Origin of the sequence: Nocardia yunnanensis (assembly GCF_003626895.1) — a bacterium.
In the GTDB taxonomy this organism is placed as follows: domain Bacteria; phylum Actinomycetota; class Actinomycetes; order Mycobacteriales; family Mycobacteriaceae; genus Nocardia; species Nocardia yunnanensis.
This window is the reverse complement of record NZ_CP032568.1, coordinates 2,692,675-2,707,133: the sequence shown is the minus strand read 5'-3', so window position 1 is coordinate 2,707,133 and position 14,459 is coordinate 2,692,675. Positions and strand designations below refer to the sequence as shown.

13 protein-coding genes and 1 pseudogene are annotated in these 14,459 nt (G+C 68.4%); 6 read left to right on the top strand and 8 right to left on the bottom strand.

Features of this window, described 5'->3' with window-relative positions:
* Positions 1-34: 34 nt before the first annotated feature.
* The 3 genes from sufD to D7D52_RS12460 are packed head-to-tail and all read right to left on the bottom strand — an operon-like array spanning position 35 to position 3,446.
* Positions 35-1,213, bottom strand: coding sequence for a Fe-S cluster assembly protein SufD (sufD, locus tag D7D52_RS12470; protein WP_120736462.1), 1,179 nt, complete (start codon positions 1,211-1,213; stop codon positions 35-37).
* Positions 1,213-2,649 (bottom strand): Fe-S cluster assembly protein SufB, encoded by a 1,437-nt coding sequence (gene sufB / locus D7D52_RS12465; RefSeq protein WP_120736461.1) that lies wholly within the window; start codon positions 2,647-2,649, stop codon positions 1,213-1,215. The genes sufD and sufB overlap by 1 nt, the downstream gene beginning before the upstream one ends.
* A complete protein-coding gene (locus tag D7D52_RS12460) occupies positions 2,646-3,446 on the bottom strand; it encodes a helix-turn-helix transcriptional regulator (RefSeq protein ID WP_120736460.1) in 801 nt (266 codons plus the stop codon). Before D7D52_RS12460 ends, sufB begins: the two co-directional genes overlap by 4 nt.
* 210 nt (positions 3,447-3,656) lie before the next feature.
* On the opposite strand from D7D52_RS12460, the gene D7D52_RS12455 reads away from it, so the two are divergent.
* Positions 3,657-4,664: an LLM class flavin-dependent oxidoreductase gene (locus tag D7D52_RS12455; protein WP_120736459.1), complete on the top strand. Its 1,008-nt coding sequence runs from the start codon at positions 3,657-3,659 to the stop codon at positions 4,662-4,664.
* 33 nt (positions 4,665-4,697) lie between these two features.
* Here D7D52_RS12455 and D7D52_RS12450 read toward each other — a convergent pair whose 3' ends face one another.
* From D7D52_RS12450 to D7D52_RS12440, 3 genes are all read right to left on the bottom strand, one after another.
* Positions 4,698-5,267: a peptide deformylase gene (locus tag D7D52_RS12450; RefSeq protein ID WP_120736458.1), complete on the bottom strand. Its 570-nt coding sequence runs from the start codon at positions 5,265-5,267 to the stop codon at positions 4,698-4,700.
* 43 nt (positions 5,268-5,310) lie between these two features.
* Entirely contained in the window at positions 5,311-7,053 is a 1,743-nt protein-coding gene (locus tag D7D52_RS12445; protein WP_120744048.1) for a pyruvate dehydrogenase, read from the bottom strand.
* 86 nt (positions 7,054-7,139) lie between these two features.
* Complete coding sequence (locus D7D52_RS12440) at positions 7,140-7,562, bottom strand: DoxX family protein (protein WP_120736457.1); 423 nt, start codon at positions 7,560-7,562, stop codon at positions 7,140-7,142.
* Positions 7,563-7,591: 29 nt separating this feature from the next.
* Here D7D52_RS12440 and D7D52_RS39120 point away from each other — a divergent pair.
* Together D7D52_RS39120 and D7D52_RS39115 are read left to right on the top strand one after the other, a co-directional pair.
* A pseudogene (locus D7D52_RS39120) lies at positions 7,592-8,092 on the top strand (sigma-70 family RNA polymerase sigma factor); the annotation flags it as partial.
* A gap of 187 nt (positions 8,093-8,279) precedes the next feature.
* A complete protein-coding gene (locus tag D7D52_RS39115) occupies positions 8,280-8,558 on the top strand; it encodes a hypothetical protein (RefSeq protein WP_246024115.1) in 279 nt (92 codons plus the stop codon).
* A 238-nt stretch (positions 8,559-8,796) separates the two neighbouring features.
* On the opposite strand, the gene D7D52_RS12430 is transcribed toward D7D52_RS39115, so the two are convergent.
* Positions 8,797-9,816, bottom strand: a complete 1,020-nt coding sequence (locus D7D52_RS12430) for a zinc-dependent alcohol dehydrogenase (protein ID WP_120736455.1) — start codon at positions 9,814-9,816, stop codon at positions 8,797-8,799.
* A gap of 41 nt (positions 9,817-9,857) precedes the next feature.
* Complete coding sequence (locus tag D7D52_RS12425) at positions 9,858-10,451, bottom strand: TetR/AcrR family transcriptional regulator (RefSeq protein ID WP_120736454.1); 594 nt, start codon at positions 10,449-10,451, stop codon at positions 9,858-9,860.
* 578 nt (positions 10,452-11,029) lie between these two features.
* Between D7D52_RS12425 and mptB the strand changes: the two genes are divergently transcribed.
* Genes mptB through D7D52_RS12410 form a run of 3 tightly spaced genes read left to right on the top strand, consistent with a single transcriptional unit; the run spans position 11,030 to position 14,420 of the window.
* Positions 11,030-12,712 (top strand): polyprenol phosphomannose-dependent alpha 1,6 mannosyltransferase MptB, encoded by a 1,683-nt coding sequence (mptB, locus tag D7D52_RS12420; RefSeq protein ID WP_120736453.1) that lies wholly within the window; start codon positions 11,030-11,032, stop codon positions 12,710-12,712.
* Positions 12,709-13,641, top strand: coding sequence for an ABC transporter ATP-binding protein (locus tag D7D52_RS12415; protein WP_120736452.1), 933 nt, complete (start codon positions 12,709-12,711; stop codon positions 13,639-13,641). Before mptB ends, D7D52_RS12415 begins: the two co-directional genes overlap by 4 nt.
* Positions 13,638-14,420: an ABC transporter permease gene (locus tag D7D52_RS12410; protein WP_120736451.1), complete on the top strand. Its 783-nt coding sequence runs from the start codon at positions 13,638-13,640 to the stop codon at positions 14,418-14,420. Before D7D52_RS12415 ends, D7D52_RS12410 begins: the two co-directional genes overlap by 4 nt.
* Positions 14,421-14,459: the final 39 nt, after the last annotated feature.

The following is a 14,459-nucleotide window of genomic DNA, read 5'->3' as shown; positions in this document are numbered from 1 at the left end:
ATTTCGGATTCCTTTGCGGGATGGGGAAGTTCGGTCAGACTCCGACAGCGGCGAGCTCGGCCTCGATGGCCGCCTCGAGCCGCTCCCGGACCTCGGGGACGGTGATCTTCTGCAGGATCTCGAAGAAGAAGCCGCGCACCACCAGACGGCGGGCGACCTCCTCCGGAATGCCGCGCGAACGCAGGTAGAACAGCTGCTCGTCGTCGAAACGACCGGTGGCGGCGGCGTGCCCGGCGCCGACGATCTCGCCGGTCTCGATCTCCAGGTTCGGCACCGAGTCGGCGCGCGCGCCGTCGGTGAGCACCAGGTTGCGGTTGACCTCGTAGGTCTCGGTGCCCTCGGCCGCGGCGCGGATCAGCACATCGCCGACCCACACGGTGTGCGCGTCCGGCTTGCTGGAGGTCGGATCACCTTGCAGCGCACCCTTGTACTGCACATTGGACTTGCAGTTGGGCTGCGAGTGATCGACCAGCAGCCGCTGCTCGAAGAACTGGCCGTCGTCGGCGAAGTACACGCCCAGCAGTTCGGCGTCGCCGCCGGGGCCCGCGTAGCGGACATTGCCGGTCAGGCGCACCACATCGCCGCCGAGGGTGACGTTGGTGTGGCGCAGCAGCGCGTCGCGGCCCAGCTTGGCGTGGTGCGCGGTGACGTGCACGGCGTCATCGGCCCAGTCCTGCACCACGATCACGTTCAGCGCGGCGCTGTCACCGAGGATGAATTCCACGTTCTCGGCGTAGGTTCCGCTGCCGCGCTGGTCGATGACCAGGGTGGCGCGCGCGAAGTTGCCCAGGCGGACCTGGACGTGGCCGTAGGCGGTCTTGCCCACGCCCGGACCGGTGATGGTAACCGTAGTCGGTTCGGCCACTTCGGTTTCCGCGCCGACCGTGATCACGGTGGCCTGCTCGAAACCCGAGTACGCCTGCGCGGCAACACGATCGGTGGGGGTGCCGCCCTCGCCCAGGCGGGCGTCGGTGCGGTCCACGGTCTCGGCGGTGACGCCGGCGGGCGCGGTGACCTCGACGGTCGCCTGCCCGTCCCGCACGGCGGTGCCGTCGTGCAGGCCGTTCAGGCGACGCATCGGAGTGAAGCGCCACGCCTCGTCACGACCCGAGGGGATCTCGAAGGCGTTCACATCGAAAGAAGCGAACACCTCGCCCTTGTTCAGAGCGGGGGTACGAGCCTCAGCGGCTTCGGCAACGTTCTCGACGGCCATCAGCCGACGGCTCCTTCCATCTGCAGTTCGATCAGGCGGTTCAGCTCCAGGGCGTACTCCATCGGGAGCTCCTTGGCGATCGGCTCCACGAAGCCGCGCACCACCATCGCCATGGCCTCGTCCTCGGTGAGACCGCGGGACATCAGGTAGAACAGCTGGTCCTCGGACACCTTCGAGACGGTCGCCTCGTGGCCCATGGTCACGTCGTCCTCGCGGATGTCGACATACGGGTAGGTGTCGGAGCGGCTGATCGTATCCACCAGCAGCGCATCGCATTTCACGGTCGACTTGGAACCGTAGGCACCCTTGTTGACCTGCACCAGACCGCGGTAGGAGGCCCGGCCACCGCCGCGCGCCACCGACTTGGAGATGATGTTCGAGGAGGTGTGCGGCGCCAGGTGCAGCATCTTCGCGCCGGTGTCCTGGTGCTGGCCCTCACCGGCGAACGCGATGGAGAGCACCTCGCCCTTGGCGTGCTCACCGGTCATCCACACGGCCGGGTACTTCATGGTGACCTTGGAGCCGATATTGCCGTCGACCCACTCCATGGTCGCGCCCGCCTCGGCCTTGGCGCGCTTGGTCACCAGGTTGTAGACGTTGTTCGACCAGTTCTGGATCGTGGTGTAGCGGCAGCGGCCGCCCTTCTTCACGATGATCTCGACCACCGCGGAGTGCAGCGAATCCGAGGAGTAGATCGGCGCGGTACAACCCTCGACGTAGTGGACGTAGGCGTCCTCGTCGACGATGATCAGCGTCCGCTCGAACTGACCCATGTTCTCGGTGTTGATGCGGAAGTACGCCTGCAGCGGGATGTCCACGTGCACGCCCGGCGGCACGTAGATGAACGAACCACCCGACCACACCGCCGAATTCAGCGCGGAGAACTTGTTGTCACCCGACGGGATCACCGAACCGAAGTACCGCTGGAACAGCTCCGGGTGCTCCTTGAGACCGGTGTCGGTGTCGAGGAAGATGACGCCCTGCTTCTCCAGGTCCTCACGGATGGAGTGGTAGACGACCTCGGACTCGTACTGGGCGGCGACACCGGCGACGAGACGCTGCTTCTCCGCCTCCGGGATGCCCAGCTTGTCGTAGGTGTTCTTGATGTCCTCGGGCAGCTCTTCCCAGGACGCGGCCTGCTTCTCGCTCGAGCGCACGAAGTACTTGATGTTGTCGAAGTCGATGCCCTCGAGGTTGGAGCCCCAGTTCGGCATGGGCTTCTTGTCGAAGATGCGCAGCGCCTTGAGGCGGAAGTCGAGCATCCACTCGGGCTCGCTCTTCTTGGCCGAGATGTCGCGCACGACCTCCTCGGACAGACCGCGCTTGGCACTGGCACCGGCGACATCCTTGTCGGCCCAGCCGTACCCGTACTTACCCAGGGACGCGATGGTCTCTTCCTGGGTCAGCGGCTGCACCTGGTCGGTGGTCGTCGTCATTCGGCACTCCTTCCGGAGTCGTGTGTAGAAGTCGTTGCGGGCTGGGCAACGAGGGGTTGTGCAAGTGGGACGTGGGTGGTGCAGGCGCAGTCGCCGTTGGCGATGGTCGCCAGGCGCTGCACATGGGTTCCGAGAATCTCCCGGAAGGCTTCGAGCTCGGCCGCGCACAGCTCCGGAAATTCCTCGGCGACATGCGAAACCGGGCAGTGATGCTGGCAGATCTGGACGCCCGCACCGACTTTCCGGGTCGAGGCCGCGAATCCGGCGTCGGTGAACGCTTCCGCGATCTCCTCCGCCTTGGCCTCGGTCTCGGCCGGGGTGTGCCCGGTGAGTCCGCCGACCCCGGCCACGATGGCCGCGACCCGCTTGCGCGCGAAATCGGTGATGGCCTGATCGCCGCCGATCTCCCGCAGCTGCCGCATGGCGGCCCCGGCGAGGTCATCGTAGGCGTGGCCCAATCGACCGCGACCGGTGGCCGTCAGCTGGAACTGCTTGGCCGGACGGCCGCGCCCCTTCTGCTGCCAGCGCGCGGACCGCGTGGCCCGCGCCTCACCGGATTCGATGAGCGCATCCAGATGCCGGCGCACGCCCGCGGGGCTGAGTCCGAGCCGCTCGCCGATGGCGGTCGCGGTGATCGGTCCCTCCTCCAGCAGCAGTTTCACGACAGCTTCCCGAGTGTGCCCCTCGCCCGCCGGTCCGGACACGACAACAGTCCGGGCACCCTCTGACTGGTGCCCGGTTTGTTCCGAGTTCCGCAAACCCACGGTTTTCACAACACAAGTGTGACGGAATTCCATCCCCCGATCCAGTAAGGGTCTCCTGACCTGATCTCCGCGACCTGGGACTTTCGAATCGGGTGTGAGCTGGACCACGATATATCCGCGACAAAGCGGAAAATTCGGCTCTCGGGCATAAGTTCGACGTTCGGCGAATTATCAAGGTAGGTGGGTGTGCGGGGTTCGCACCCAGGAGACCATGACCGCCGATTCACGAAAGCCGGTGCCAGCATGCCCGTCGCACTGTCCATCCTCGATCTCGCCACCATCGTGCCCGGGCAGACCGCGCGCGAGAGCTTCCACAACAGTGTCGAGCTGGCGCAGGCGGCGGAACGCAGTGGGTACGAACGGGTTTGGTATGCCGAGCACCACAATATGGGGTCGATCGCGTCCAGTGCGACGAGCGTGCTGATCGGGTACGTGGCCGGGCACACGAACTCGATTCGGCTGGGGGCGGGCGGGATCATGCTGCCCAATCACTCGCCGCTGGTGATCGCCGAACAGTTCGGGACGTTGGAGTCGCTGTATCCGGGACGCATCGACCTGGGGCTGGGTCGTGCGCCGGGCAGCAGCCAGGAGACCATGCGGGCGCTGCGGCGCGACCACACCTCGGCCGACGCCTTCCCGCAGGATGTCCTCGAGTTGCAGGGGTATCTGACCGGTAACTCGGTGATTCCGGGGGTGAAGGCGGTGCCGCGCGCGGAAGGCGTTGTGCCGCTCTACATTCTGGGGTCGTCGCTGTTCGGGGCGCAGCTGGCCGCGCATCTGGGGCTGCCGTACGCGTTCGCGTCGCACTTCGCGCCGGACGCGCTGCATCAGGCGGTCCGCGAATACCGGGATCGATTCCAGCCGTCGCGGCAGCTGGCCGAGCCGTATGTGATCGCGGGCGTGAACGTCTTCGCCGCCGACGATCACGAGGTGGCCGAGCAGCAGAAGGTCGTCTCCTACCGCGAGCGCACGCGGCGGTTCATCCAGCGCGGGACCAAGGACATGGACTTCTCCGATGAGGAGATCGACGCGTTCCTGGCCTCCCCCAACGGTCAGCATCTGGCGAAGATGACCACCTACACCGCTGCGGGCACGTCCGCAGAAGTCGTTGCCTACCTGGAGGATTTCGCCGCCGAGGTGGGCGCCGACGAGTTGATCACGGTGCATCAGGCCCTGCGGATCGAGGATCGCGTGCGCTCGGTGGAGCTGACCGCCGCGGCCATCCCCGCGCGCGAATCCGTCGCGCGCTGAGGACGGTTCGCCCTGGTCGCGCGACCCTATGACCTAGTCGTGGAAGGGGTCCTTGTCCTGGCCGGGGAGCCAGGAGCGGCCGGGCTCGGTCCAGCCGTTGGCCTTGATCATCTTCTTGGCGGCGCGCTGATTGCGGCCGATGAGGCGGTCGAGGTAGAGGTGGCCGTGCAGGTGGTCGGTCTCGTGTTGCAGGCAGCGGGCCAGGTAGCCGGTGCCTTCGGCGGAGATCGGCTGATTGTGGATGTCGACGCCGGTGACCTTGGCCCAGTCGGCGCGGCCGGTGGGAAACCACTCCCCCGGCACCGACAGGCAGCCCTCGGTGTCGTCGTCCGGGTCGGGCATGGTTTCGGGGATCTCGGAGGTCTCGAGAACCGGGTTGACGACGTAACCGCGCTGGCGGCCTTCGGCATTCACCAGGTCGTAGACGAAAACCGCACGCGGATCGCCGATCTGGTTGGCGGCCAGGCCCGCGCCGCGGGCGGCGGTGTTGGTCTCGAACAGGTCCTCGACGAAAGCGGCCAGCTCGGCGTCGAATTCGGTGACCGGCACGGCCGGGGTGGACAGCCGGGGGTCACCGGCGATGAGGATCGGTCGAACAGCCATACCCCGATTTTTCCCGGCGGCTGCCCGGAGGTTGCCGCCGGGGTCAGGGACGCGGGATATTGCGCAGGTTGCTGCGGGCCATATCGATCATGCGGCCCACCCCGCCGGCCAGCACGATCTTGCCCGCCGCCAGCGCGAAACCCTTCACCTGCGAGGCGTCGATCTTGGGTGGCAGCGACAGGGCGTTGGCGTCGGTGACCACGTCGACCAGCATCGGGCCGGGCGCCTCGAACGCCTTGGTCAGCCCGGCCCGCACCTCGGCCGGATCGGTGATCCGCATCGACGGAATGCCCACGCCCGCAGCGATATCGGCGTAGTTCACCGGCTCCTGGTCGGTGCCGTAGTCGGGCAGGCCGTCGACGAGCATCTCGAGTTTGACCATGCCGAGCGACGAATTGTTGAACACCACGATCTTCACCGGCAGCCGATGCCGCCACACGGTGAGCAGTTCACCCATGAGCATGGCCAGTCCGCCGTCGCCCGACAGCGAGATCACCTGCCGCCCAGGGCAGGCCGACTGCGCGCCGATGGCATGCGGCAGCGCGTTGGCCATGGTGCCGTGTCGCCAGGAACCGAGAATGCGACGGCGACCGTTGGGGCTGAGATAGCGGGCCGCCCAGACGTTGCACATGCCGGTGTCGACGGTGAAGACCGCGTCGTCGTCGGCCAATTCGTCGATCAGCGCGGCCACGTATTCGGGGTGGATGGGCGTGTGGTGGTCGATGTCGTGGGTGTAGGCGTCGACCACATCTTCGAGGGCGGCGGCGTGTCGGCGCAGCATGTCGTCGAGGAAGGCGCGGCTCGGCTTCTGGTGCAGCAGCGGCAGTATCGCGTCGACGGTGGCGGCGACGTCGCCGTGGACGGCGATATCGATGGCGGCGTGCCGGCCGATGCGCGCGGGGTCGCGGTCGATCTGGGCGATGCGGCTGTCCTGCGGCAGGAACGTGTCGTAGGGGAAGTCGGTGCCGAGCAGGACCAGCAGATCCGCCTCGTGCGTGGCCTCGTAGGCCGCGCCGTACCCGAGCAGGCCGTTCATGCCGACGTCGTAGGGATTGTCGAACTGGATCCATTCCTTGCCGCCCAGAGCGTGGCCGATCGGGGCGTGCACGCGCTCGGCCAGGGCCATGACCCGGTCGTGGGCGCCGCGGACACCCGCGCCCGCGAACAACGTCACGGTGTCGGCGTCGTTGATGGCCTCGGCAAGGCGGTCCACCTGGTCGGCGGGCGGGACGGCGGTGGCGGTGCCGGTCACCAGATCCGAATGCCAGCTGCGGTTTTCGGCATCGGCGCTGAGAATGTCGCCGGGCATGACCAGTACCGAGACGCCGCGGCGGCCGAGCGCGGTCTGCATGGCGATATAGGCCAGGCGCGGCATCTGCTCGGGGGTGCTGATCATTTCGCAGAAATGACTGCATTCCACGAACAGTCGCTCGGGGTGGGTTTCCTGGAAGAACCCGGTGCCGATATCGCGGCAGGGGATGTGCGAGGCGATAGCCAGCACCGAGGCGCCATTGCGGTGCGCGTCGAACAGGCCTTGGATCAGATGGGTGTTGCCGGGCCCGCAGCTGGCCGCGCAGACCGCCAGCTTCCCGGTGAGCAGCGATTCCGCGCCGGCGGCGAAGGCGGCGCTCTCCTCGTTGTGGCAGTGCACCCATTCGAGGCCCTCGGTCCGGCGCAGGGCGTCGGTGAAGGGGTTCAAACTATCCCCGAACAGGCCGTACACCCGCTGGACCCCGGCGGCGACGAGAGCGTCGACCAGCTGCTTGGCGACCGAATTGCGACCCATGATCTCTCCGTTCGCATCCTCGAGACCGAGCATGGCCGAAGGCCACCTTCGCACTGTATCCGAAACCGGACAATCGAGGTTGCCGGTCAGTTGCCACGGAGTGGTTCCGGTGTCCGGCGGTCGGCGGGACGCAGCGCCCAGGAGGCGGCGGTCAGCAACGCCATCACGAGCAGGATCGGGATCTCGTGCAGTGCGCGACCGGTGGTCGCGTGGGAGGCGATGGCTCCGGTGTAGACGAAGAACGCTCCCGCATAAGCCCATTCCTTGACCAGGGGAAACCGCGGGACCAGCAGGGCGAGAGCGCCGAGCAGCTTCCAGACGCCCAGGATGACGAGGAAATAGGTCGGATAGCCGAGAGCGACGGTGACGTCGCGGACGAGGGCGATGCGGGTGACGTCCCACAGGCCGCCGACGGCCAGTTCGGCGACGACCAGGACGGTCGCGGTCCAGTACAGGTAGACGGCGGCGCGGTCGGGCACGGTTCGTGTGAGGATGGTCGAGGTAGTCATGACACTGTGACGTTCGGCAGGCGCGAAGTATGTCCGACCGCAATTCGGGTCCCCCGGCTGACGCGGATTCGCCGCGTGATTCGGGTTCCCCGCGTGATTCGAATTCGCCGTGTGATTCGGGTTCCCCGGCGCAACGTTTCGAGCGGCGGCGCACCCGGCTGATCGCCCTCGCGTTCCGCATGCTCGGCGCGTCCGGGGAGGCCGAGGACGCGGTGCAGGAGACGTGGGTGCGGTTGAGCCGCACCGAGATCGATGAGATTCGCAATCTCGACGGCTGGCTCACCACAACGCTGTCGCGAATCTGCCTGGACGCACTGCGGACCCGGGAGGTGCGGCGGGAGTACCCGCTGGGAAGCGTTGTGCCCGAATCCATTCCGGCGGTCACGGCGGCCGGCGGCCCGGAGGATCAGGTCGTACTCGGCGAGGAAGTGGAACGCGCGGTGCTGGTGCTGCTACGCCGGCTGGCCCCGGCCGAACGGGTCGCATTCGTGCTGCACGACCTGTTCGAGGTGCCGTTCGACGAGATCGCCACGATCCTGGACCGATCGCCGAACGCGGCGCGCCTGCTCGCCAGCAAAGCACGGCATCGCGTGCTCGGGGACAACCCGAGAACAGCCGGATACGCTGCGCGAGCACCGAATCGCGCGCGCCTTCCTGGCGGCGGTCCGGGCCGGGGATATCGCGGCGGTACTGACACTGCTCGCACCCGAAATCGTAGTGACGGCCGACGCGGCGGCCGCGCCAGGCAAGGTCGCGGTCACCGCACGCGGTACCCAGGCCGTGTCCCGCCTGGCCTCCCGCTCCGCCCAGCAGGCCGACTTCGCCGCGCTGGTGCGAGTCGACGGGCGAGCCGGCGCGCTCTTCGCCGCGCGCGGAGACGCCCCGGCTGTGCTGGCCTTCACCATCGACAACGACGAAATCACCCGCATCGACGTGATAGCCGAACCCGACACGCTTGCCCGACTGACCCTGACGGTCCCCGATTTCACGGGCTAGCAGCCGGATTCGGCAGATCGCCGGCACGCAGGGCCTAGCCAGATGCGGGTCCGGCGCAGCGCCGACCCGTCCGGGCACCGGGTGCACGCTGGAGGCGCAGCCAAGTTCCTGCGGGTCGCAGCCGGTTTCGCCGGGATAGCAGCGACTCCCATCAGGTGGAAGGCCCGAGTAAGCAACCGGCATTGCCCGCGCCGGTGGTGGCGCGCGCCGGCCACCGCGCCCGGCGGGTGGGTCCAGGTCAGCGGGTGGCGACGAGTTTGACCGGGGCCTCCAGGAGGGCGTCGATCGAATCGGACCAGGCGACGGTGCGGGTGGTGACCAGGCTCGGGTCGAAGCGGGCGGTGGCGACCAGGTTCAGGATGTGGGGGATAGTGGGGCGGGCGTGGGCGCGGCCGGTGTGGAAAGTGCAGCAGCGTGAATACATTTCGAGCATGGGGAGGGCGACGTCCTCGGTTTGCACGCTGACGCTGGTGCAGTGGCCGTCGTTGGCGGTGGCTCGGATGGCGGCGACGAGGGCTTTGGAGCCGCCTGCGGCTTCGACGGTGATCGGGAAGCGGCCGACGCGCTCGGTCGGCTTGCCCTCGATCGGTTCGGCGCCGAGTTTCGCTGCGAGGGCGAGCCTTTCGGGATCGGTGTCGAGGTAGACGGCGCGGGCCGCGCCCAGTGCGATGGCCAGACCGGCCGCGTACAGGCCGATCGAGGCCGCGGCCGGACCGCCCAGCACCAGCACTTCCGCACCCGGGTCGGCGGCCAGGTACGGGGCGACGGTGCGGTAGGCGTCGGCGATATTGTCGCTGGCGCTGGCGACGGTGGCCGGGTCGACGCCGGCGGGCAGCGGGACCAGCATGGCGTCCGCGTGCGGCACGGCGACCAGGTCCGACCAGAAGCCGCCCCAGGCCACGCCGCCCATCTGGCCGAGGCCGTAGCTGGACATGAGCGGGTGGGCGGTGCAGTTGCCGGTGCGGCCGCGACGACAGGAATCGCAACTGCCGCAGGAGATCTGGAACGGGACCACGACGCGATCGCCCGGACTCACCGTGGTGACCTCCTCGCCGACCGCGATCACCTCGGCCACACCCTCGTGGCCGAAGGGGTAGGGGCCCGGTAAGGGAAAGCAGCCGAACAGGATCGCGGGGTCGATATCGCAGGTGGCCACGGCGATCGGGCGGACGAGTGCCTGGCCGGGGGCGTCGAGGGTGGGTTCGGGGGTGTCTTCCCAGTGCAGGGCACGGGGGCCGTCGAGGACGAGTCGCTGCATTGTCCGATCCTCGCTAGAACGTTCTTTCTAGTCAACCCACCCTAGGGTGAATTCGCTTCGGCGGCAGCGGCTTCCGCGAGGCTCAGGCGAATCAGCCGCGCCATCGCCGACGAGACGGTGTGCAGCGGCTCGTCGGTGCGGCGCACGCGCGCGAGAATCGTCGCCCCCTCGTAGGCGGCCACCACCGTGGTCGCGAGTTCCCGCGCCTCCCCCGGCGCCATGCCCAGCTCGGTGAGCATCTCGGCGAAACCGTGCGCCATGGCCTCGAACGCCGATACGCAGGCGGCGCGCACCGCTTCGACATCGCTGCCGCCGTCGAGAGCGGGCGTGCCGACCGGACAGCCGTCGGTCCAGCCGGTGTCGGCGAGTTTGGCGGCCATGAAGTCGAACAGGGTTGCGGCCGTGCCGAACACGTCACCCGGGGCCTGCCGGATCATGCGGCCCACCAGGACTCCCGTGCCGGTGATCGCCGATACCGCGATCTCCTCCTTGCCACCCGGAAAGTGGTGGTAGATCGACCCGTACGGCAGCCCGGCCGCCTCGCTCAACTTCTTCAGCCCGAATCCGTGATAGCCGTGCCGGGCAAGCAATCCGGCGGCGGCCACCTCGATTCGCCGTTTCGAATCGGACACCATTCATCCAGGGTATGAGTGGGGTACGACACCGGCAGCCCGAATCGTGTTCGCGCACTGGCCCAAACGACCGCGCAGGTGGCGGCAGGGCTCGCCTTCCGGGCGGACGGGAGGGCGGCATCGACCCAGACTCCCCTTCCGGGCGGGCGGGCGGGAGGGCGCCATCGGCCCACACTCCCCTTCCGGGCGGGCGGGCAGGAGGGCGCCATCGGCCCACACTCGCCGCACCGACGCCGTGGCTTCTCCCGCGACCCGCCCGTCCTGCGCCCTGCGCCCTGCACCCGGGCACCCGCCCACCCGGGCACCCCGCACCCGGGCACCCCGCACCTGGCACCCGGCACCTGGCACCCGGCACCTGACACCTGACACCTGGCACCTGGCACCGACGGACGGATCACTGGAGTTCCGAAGGTCTGCGCGTCCCGCTGTGGCCGTCGCCGTCGAACTGGGTCGGCTGTCTACAGACGGCCACCCATCGAACAGGGTTAAGCCGCCCGGCAATTGCCCAGCACACCGGCGAACCCGCGTTGCGGCCATGCGATCGGCGATGCGCGCCCGCTGCCGGACTAGGCTTCGCAGATGTGGCGGTAGTGGAAGGCGCGCGGCGCAGAGTCATCGATGTCGGACGCCGGGCCCTGGGCCTGGACGTCCCCGCCGCCGATCACACCGTCGCCGTGCTGCACAGCGTGGACCACGACGTGCCCGGATTGGACCGGCGAGAAACCCTGCAGCTGATGCGAATCCGGCTGCTGGGCGCGACCGGGGCCGTCATCATGGCGATCTCGGCGCTGGGCGTGGGCGCGCAACCGGTACACCAGAACCCCACGTCGGGGCTGCGGGTGCTGGGCTTCTTCGCCCGCGCGGGCACCTCGACGCTGGCCATGTGCATGATCGGCACCGTGCTGGTGGTGATGGCCTGGTTGTTGCTGGGCCGCTTCGCCGTCGGCGGACGCGGTGGCGAGCCCAGGCATCGGCTGAGCCGCTCGCAGATGGATCGCACGCTGCTGCTGTGGATTCTGCCGCTCAGCGTCGCACCGCCGATGTTCAGCAACGACGTGTATTCCTATCTGGCGCAGAGCGAGATCTCCGCGCGCGGGATGGATCCCTACACGGTCAGCCCGGTCGCGGGGCTGGGGCTGGACAATGTGCTCACCAACAATGTGCCCAATATCTGGCGGCAGACGCCCGCGCCGTACGGGCCGTTGTTTCTGTGGATGGGCCGCGGGATCTCGCACATCGTGGGCGACAACATCATCGCCGGGGTGTGGCTGCATCGGATGCTGGTGCTGGCCGCGGTCGCGTTGATGGTGTGGGCGCTGCCGCGGCTGTCGCGTCGCTGCGGGGTGGCGCCGGTGAGCGCGTTGTGGCTGGGCGCGGCGAATCCGCTGGTGCTGCTGCATCTGGTCGGCGGCGTGCACAATGACGCGATCATGCTCGGGCTGATGCTGGCGGGCATCGAATTCTGCTTGCGCGCCATCGACGACATTCATCCGTTCGATCGAAAGGCGTGGGCGCTGCTGGTCTTCGGGACCGTGTTGATCACGCTGTCCTCGACGATCAAGATCACTTCGATTATCGCGCTGGGCTTCGTGGGCATGGCGCTGGCGCGGCGCTGGGGACACGGGTTGCGCGGAATCCTGTACTCGGCGGCCATACTCGGCGCGGTCGCGGTGGTGGTGACCGTGTTCATCAGTACCGCCAGCGGACTCGGGTTCGGGTGGATCGACACCCTCGGCACCGGCACGACCGTTCGCAGCTACCTGTCGCTGCCGACCGCGATCGGCATCATCACCGGATTCGGCGGCGTACTGCTGGGACTCGGCGATCACACCACCGCGCTGATCGACATCACCCGGCCGATCGCGTCGCTGGTGACAGCATTGATCGTGCTGCGCATGCTCATCGCCACCTGGACGGGGCGACTGCTGGCGGTCGGCGCGCTCGGGGTGGCGCTGGGCGCGGTGGTGCTGCTGTTCCCGGTCGTGCAGCCGTGGTATCTGCTGTGGGCGATCGTGCCGCTGGCGGCGTGGGCCAACCGGCCGGCGTTCCGGGTGCCGGCCGTGGTCATCTCGGTGATCGTGAGCCTGCTGGTGATGCCGCGCGGCGCGGACTTCTACGTTTTCCAGATCGTCGAATCCGCCATCGCCACCGTGATCGTCGGACTCACGCTGATCTTCCTGACCCGAAATGTGCTGCCGTGGCGCAATGAGGCGGGGGTGTCGGCTCCGTCACAGCAGCCCACGCCCTACGGTGTCTCATCGTGACCGCAGCTTCCGGACCCGCCGTACACGTCGACGGCGTCGTGAAACGCTACGGCGAGACCACCGCGGTCGACGGCATCAGCTTCGAGATCGAACGCGCGCAGGTGCTGGCGCTGCTCGGGCCCAACGGGGCGGGCAAGACCACCACCACCGAGATGTGCGAGGGCTTCGTCGCCCCCGACGCCGGGCGCGTGCGGGTGCTGGGCCTGGACCCGATCGCCGACTCCGACCGACTGCGCCCGCGCATCGGGGTGATGTTGCAGGGCGGCGGCGCCTATCCCGGATCCAAGGCCGGGGAGATGCTCGATCTGGTCGCCTCGTATTCGGCGAACCCGCTCGACCCGACGTGGCTGCTGGACACCCTCGGGCTCAAAGATGCTCGGCGCACGCCGTATCGGCGACTGTCGGGCGGGCAGCAGCAGCGGCTGGCGCTGGCGTGCGCGCTGGTGGGCCGGCCCGAGATCGTGTTTCTCGACGAGCCGACCGCCGGATTGGACGCGCAGGCACGGCATCTCGTGTGGGAGCTCATCGACGCGCTGCGCCGCGACGGGGTCAGCGTGCTGCTGACCACCCACATGATGGACGAGGCCGAACAGCTCGCCGATCAGCTCGTCATCATCGACCACGGGCGCGTGGTCGCCCAGGGCACGCCCGCCGAGGTCACCTCGCATGGCGCCGAGGGCCGGCTGGCGTTCACCGCGCCACCCAAACTCGACCTCACGTTGCTGGAAGCCGCACTGCCGGAAGGGTTCACGCCGCGCGAGACCGCGCCCGGCTCCTACCTGCTGCAGGGCGACATCACCCCGCAGGTGCTGGCCACCATGACCGCGTGGTGCGCGCGAATCGACGTGCTGCCCACCGACATTCGCATCGACCAGCGCCGGCTGGAAGACGTGTTCCTCGAACTGACCGGGCGGGAGCTGCGGGGATGACCGAGACCGTGAACCGTTTCGCGGCGGGCACCTTCGCGCCCGCCCCGCAGCCGACCACGCGCGCGAAGATGCTGGCGGCGCAGACGCGCATGGAGCTGATCCTGTTGCTGCGCAACGGAGAACAGCTGCTGCTGACCATGTTCATTCCCATCACGCTGCTGATCGGGTTGACGCTGCTGCCGATGAGCGGGCTGGGCGAGCATCGGGTCGACCGGGTGGTGCCGGCGGTGATGATGGTGGCGATCATGTCGACCGCGTTCACCGGGCAGGCCATCGCCGTCGGCTTCGACCGGCGCTACGGGGCGTTGAAACGGCTCGGTGCGACGCCGTTGCCGCGGTGGGGCATCGTCGCGGGCAAGTGTTCGGCGGTGCTGCTCGTGGTGGTGTTGCAGTCGATTCTGCTGGGGGCCATCGGTGTCGCGCTCGGGTGGCGGCCCGCGCCGGCCGGGCTGCTGCTGGGTGCGGTGGTGATCGGGCTGGGGACCGCGACCTTCGCGGCGCTGGGGCTGCTGCTGGGCGGGACGCTCAAGGCCGAAGTGGTGCTGGCGCTGGCCAATATCCTGTGGTTCGTCATGCTCGGGACCGCGAGCCTGGTGTTCATGTCCGACGACCTGCCGCACGCGGTGAGCCTGATCGCGCGGATCATTCCGTCCGGGGCGCTGTCGGAATGCCTGGAGCAGGCGATGCGCACCAGTGTCGACTGGTACGGGCTGGCGGTCTTGGCCGGCTGGGGTGGGCTGGGCGGCTGGCTGGCCACCCGTTTCTTCAAGTTCGATTGACCCCCAGCGTGTTTAACGACACGTTGTAGTAGGGCGAGT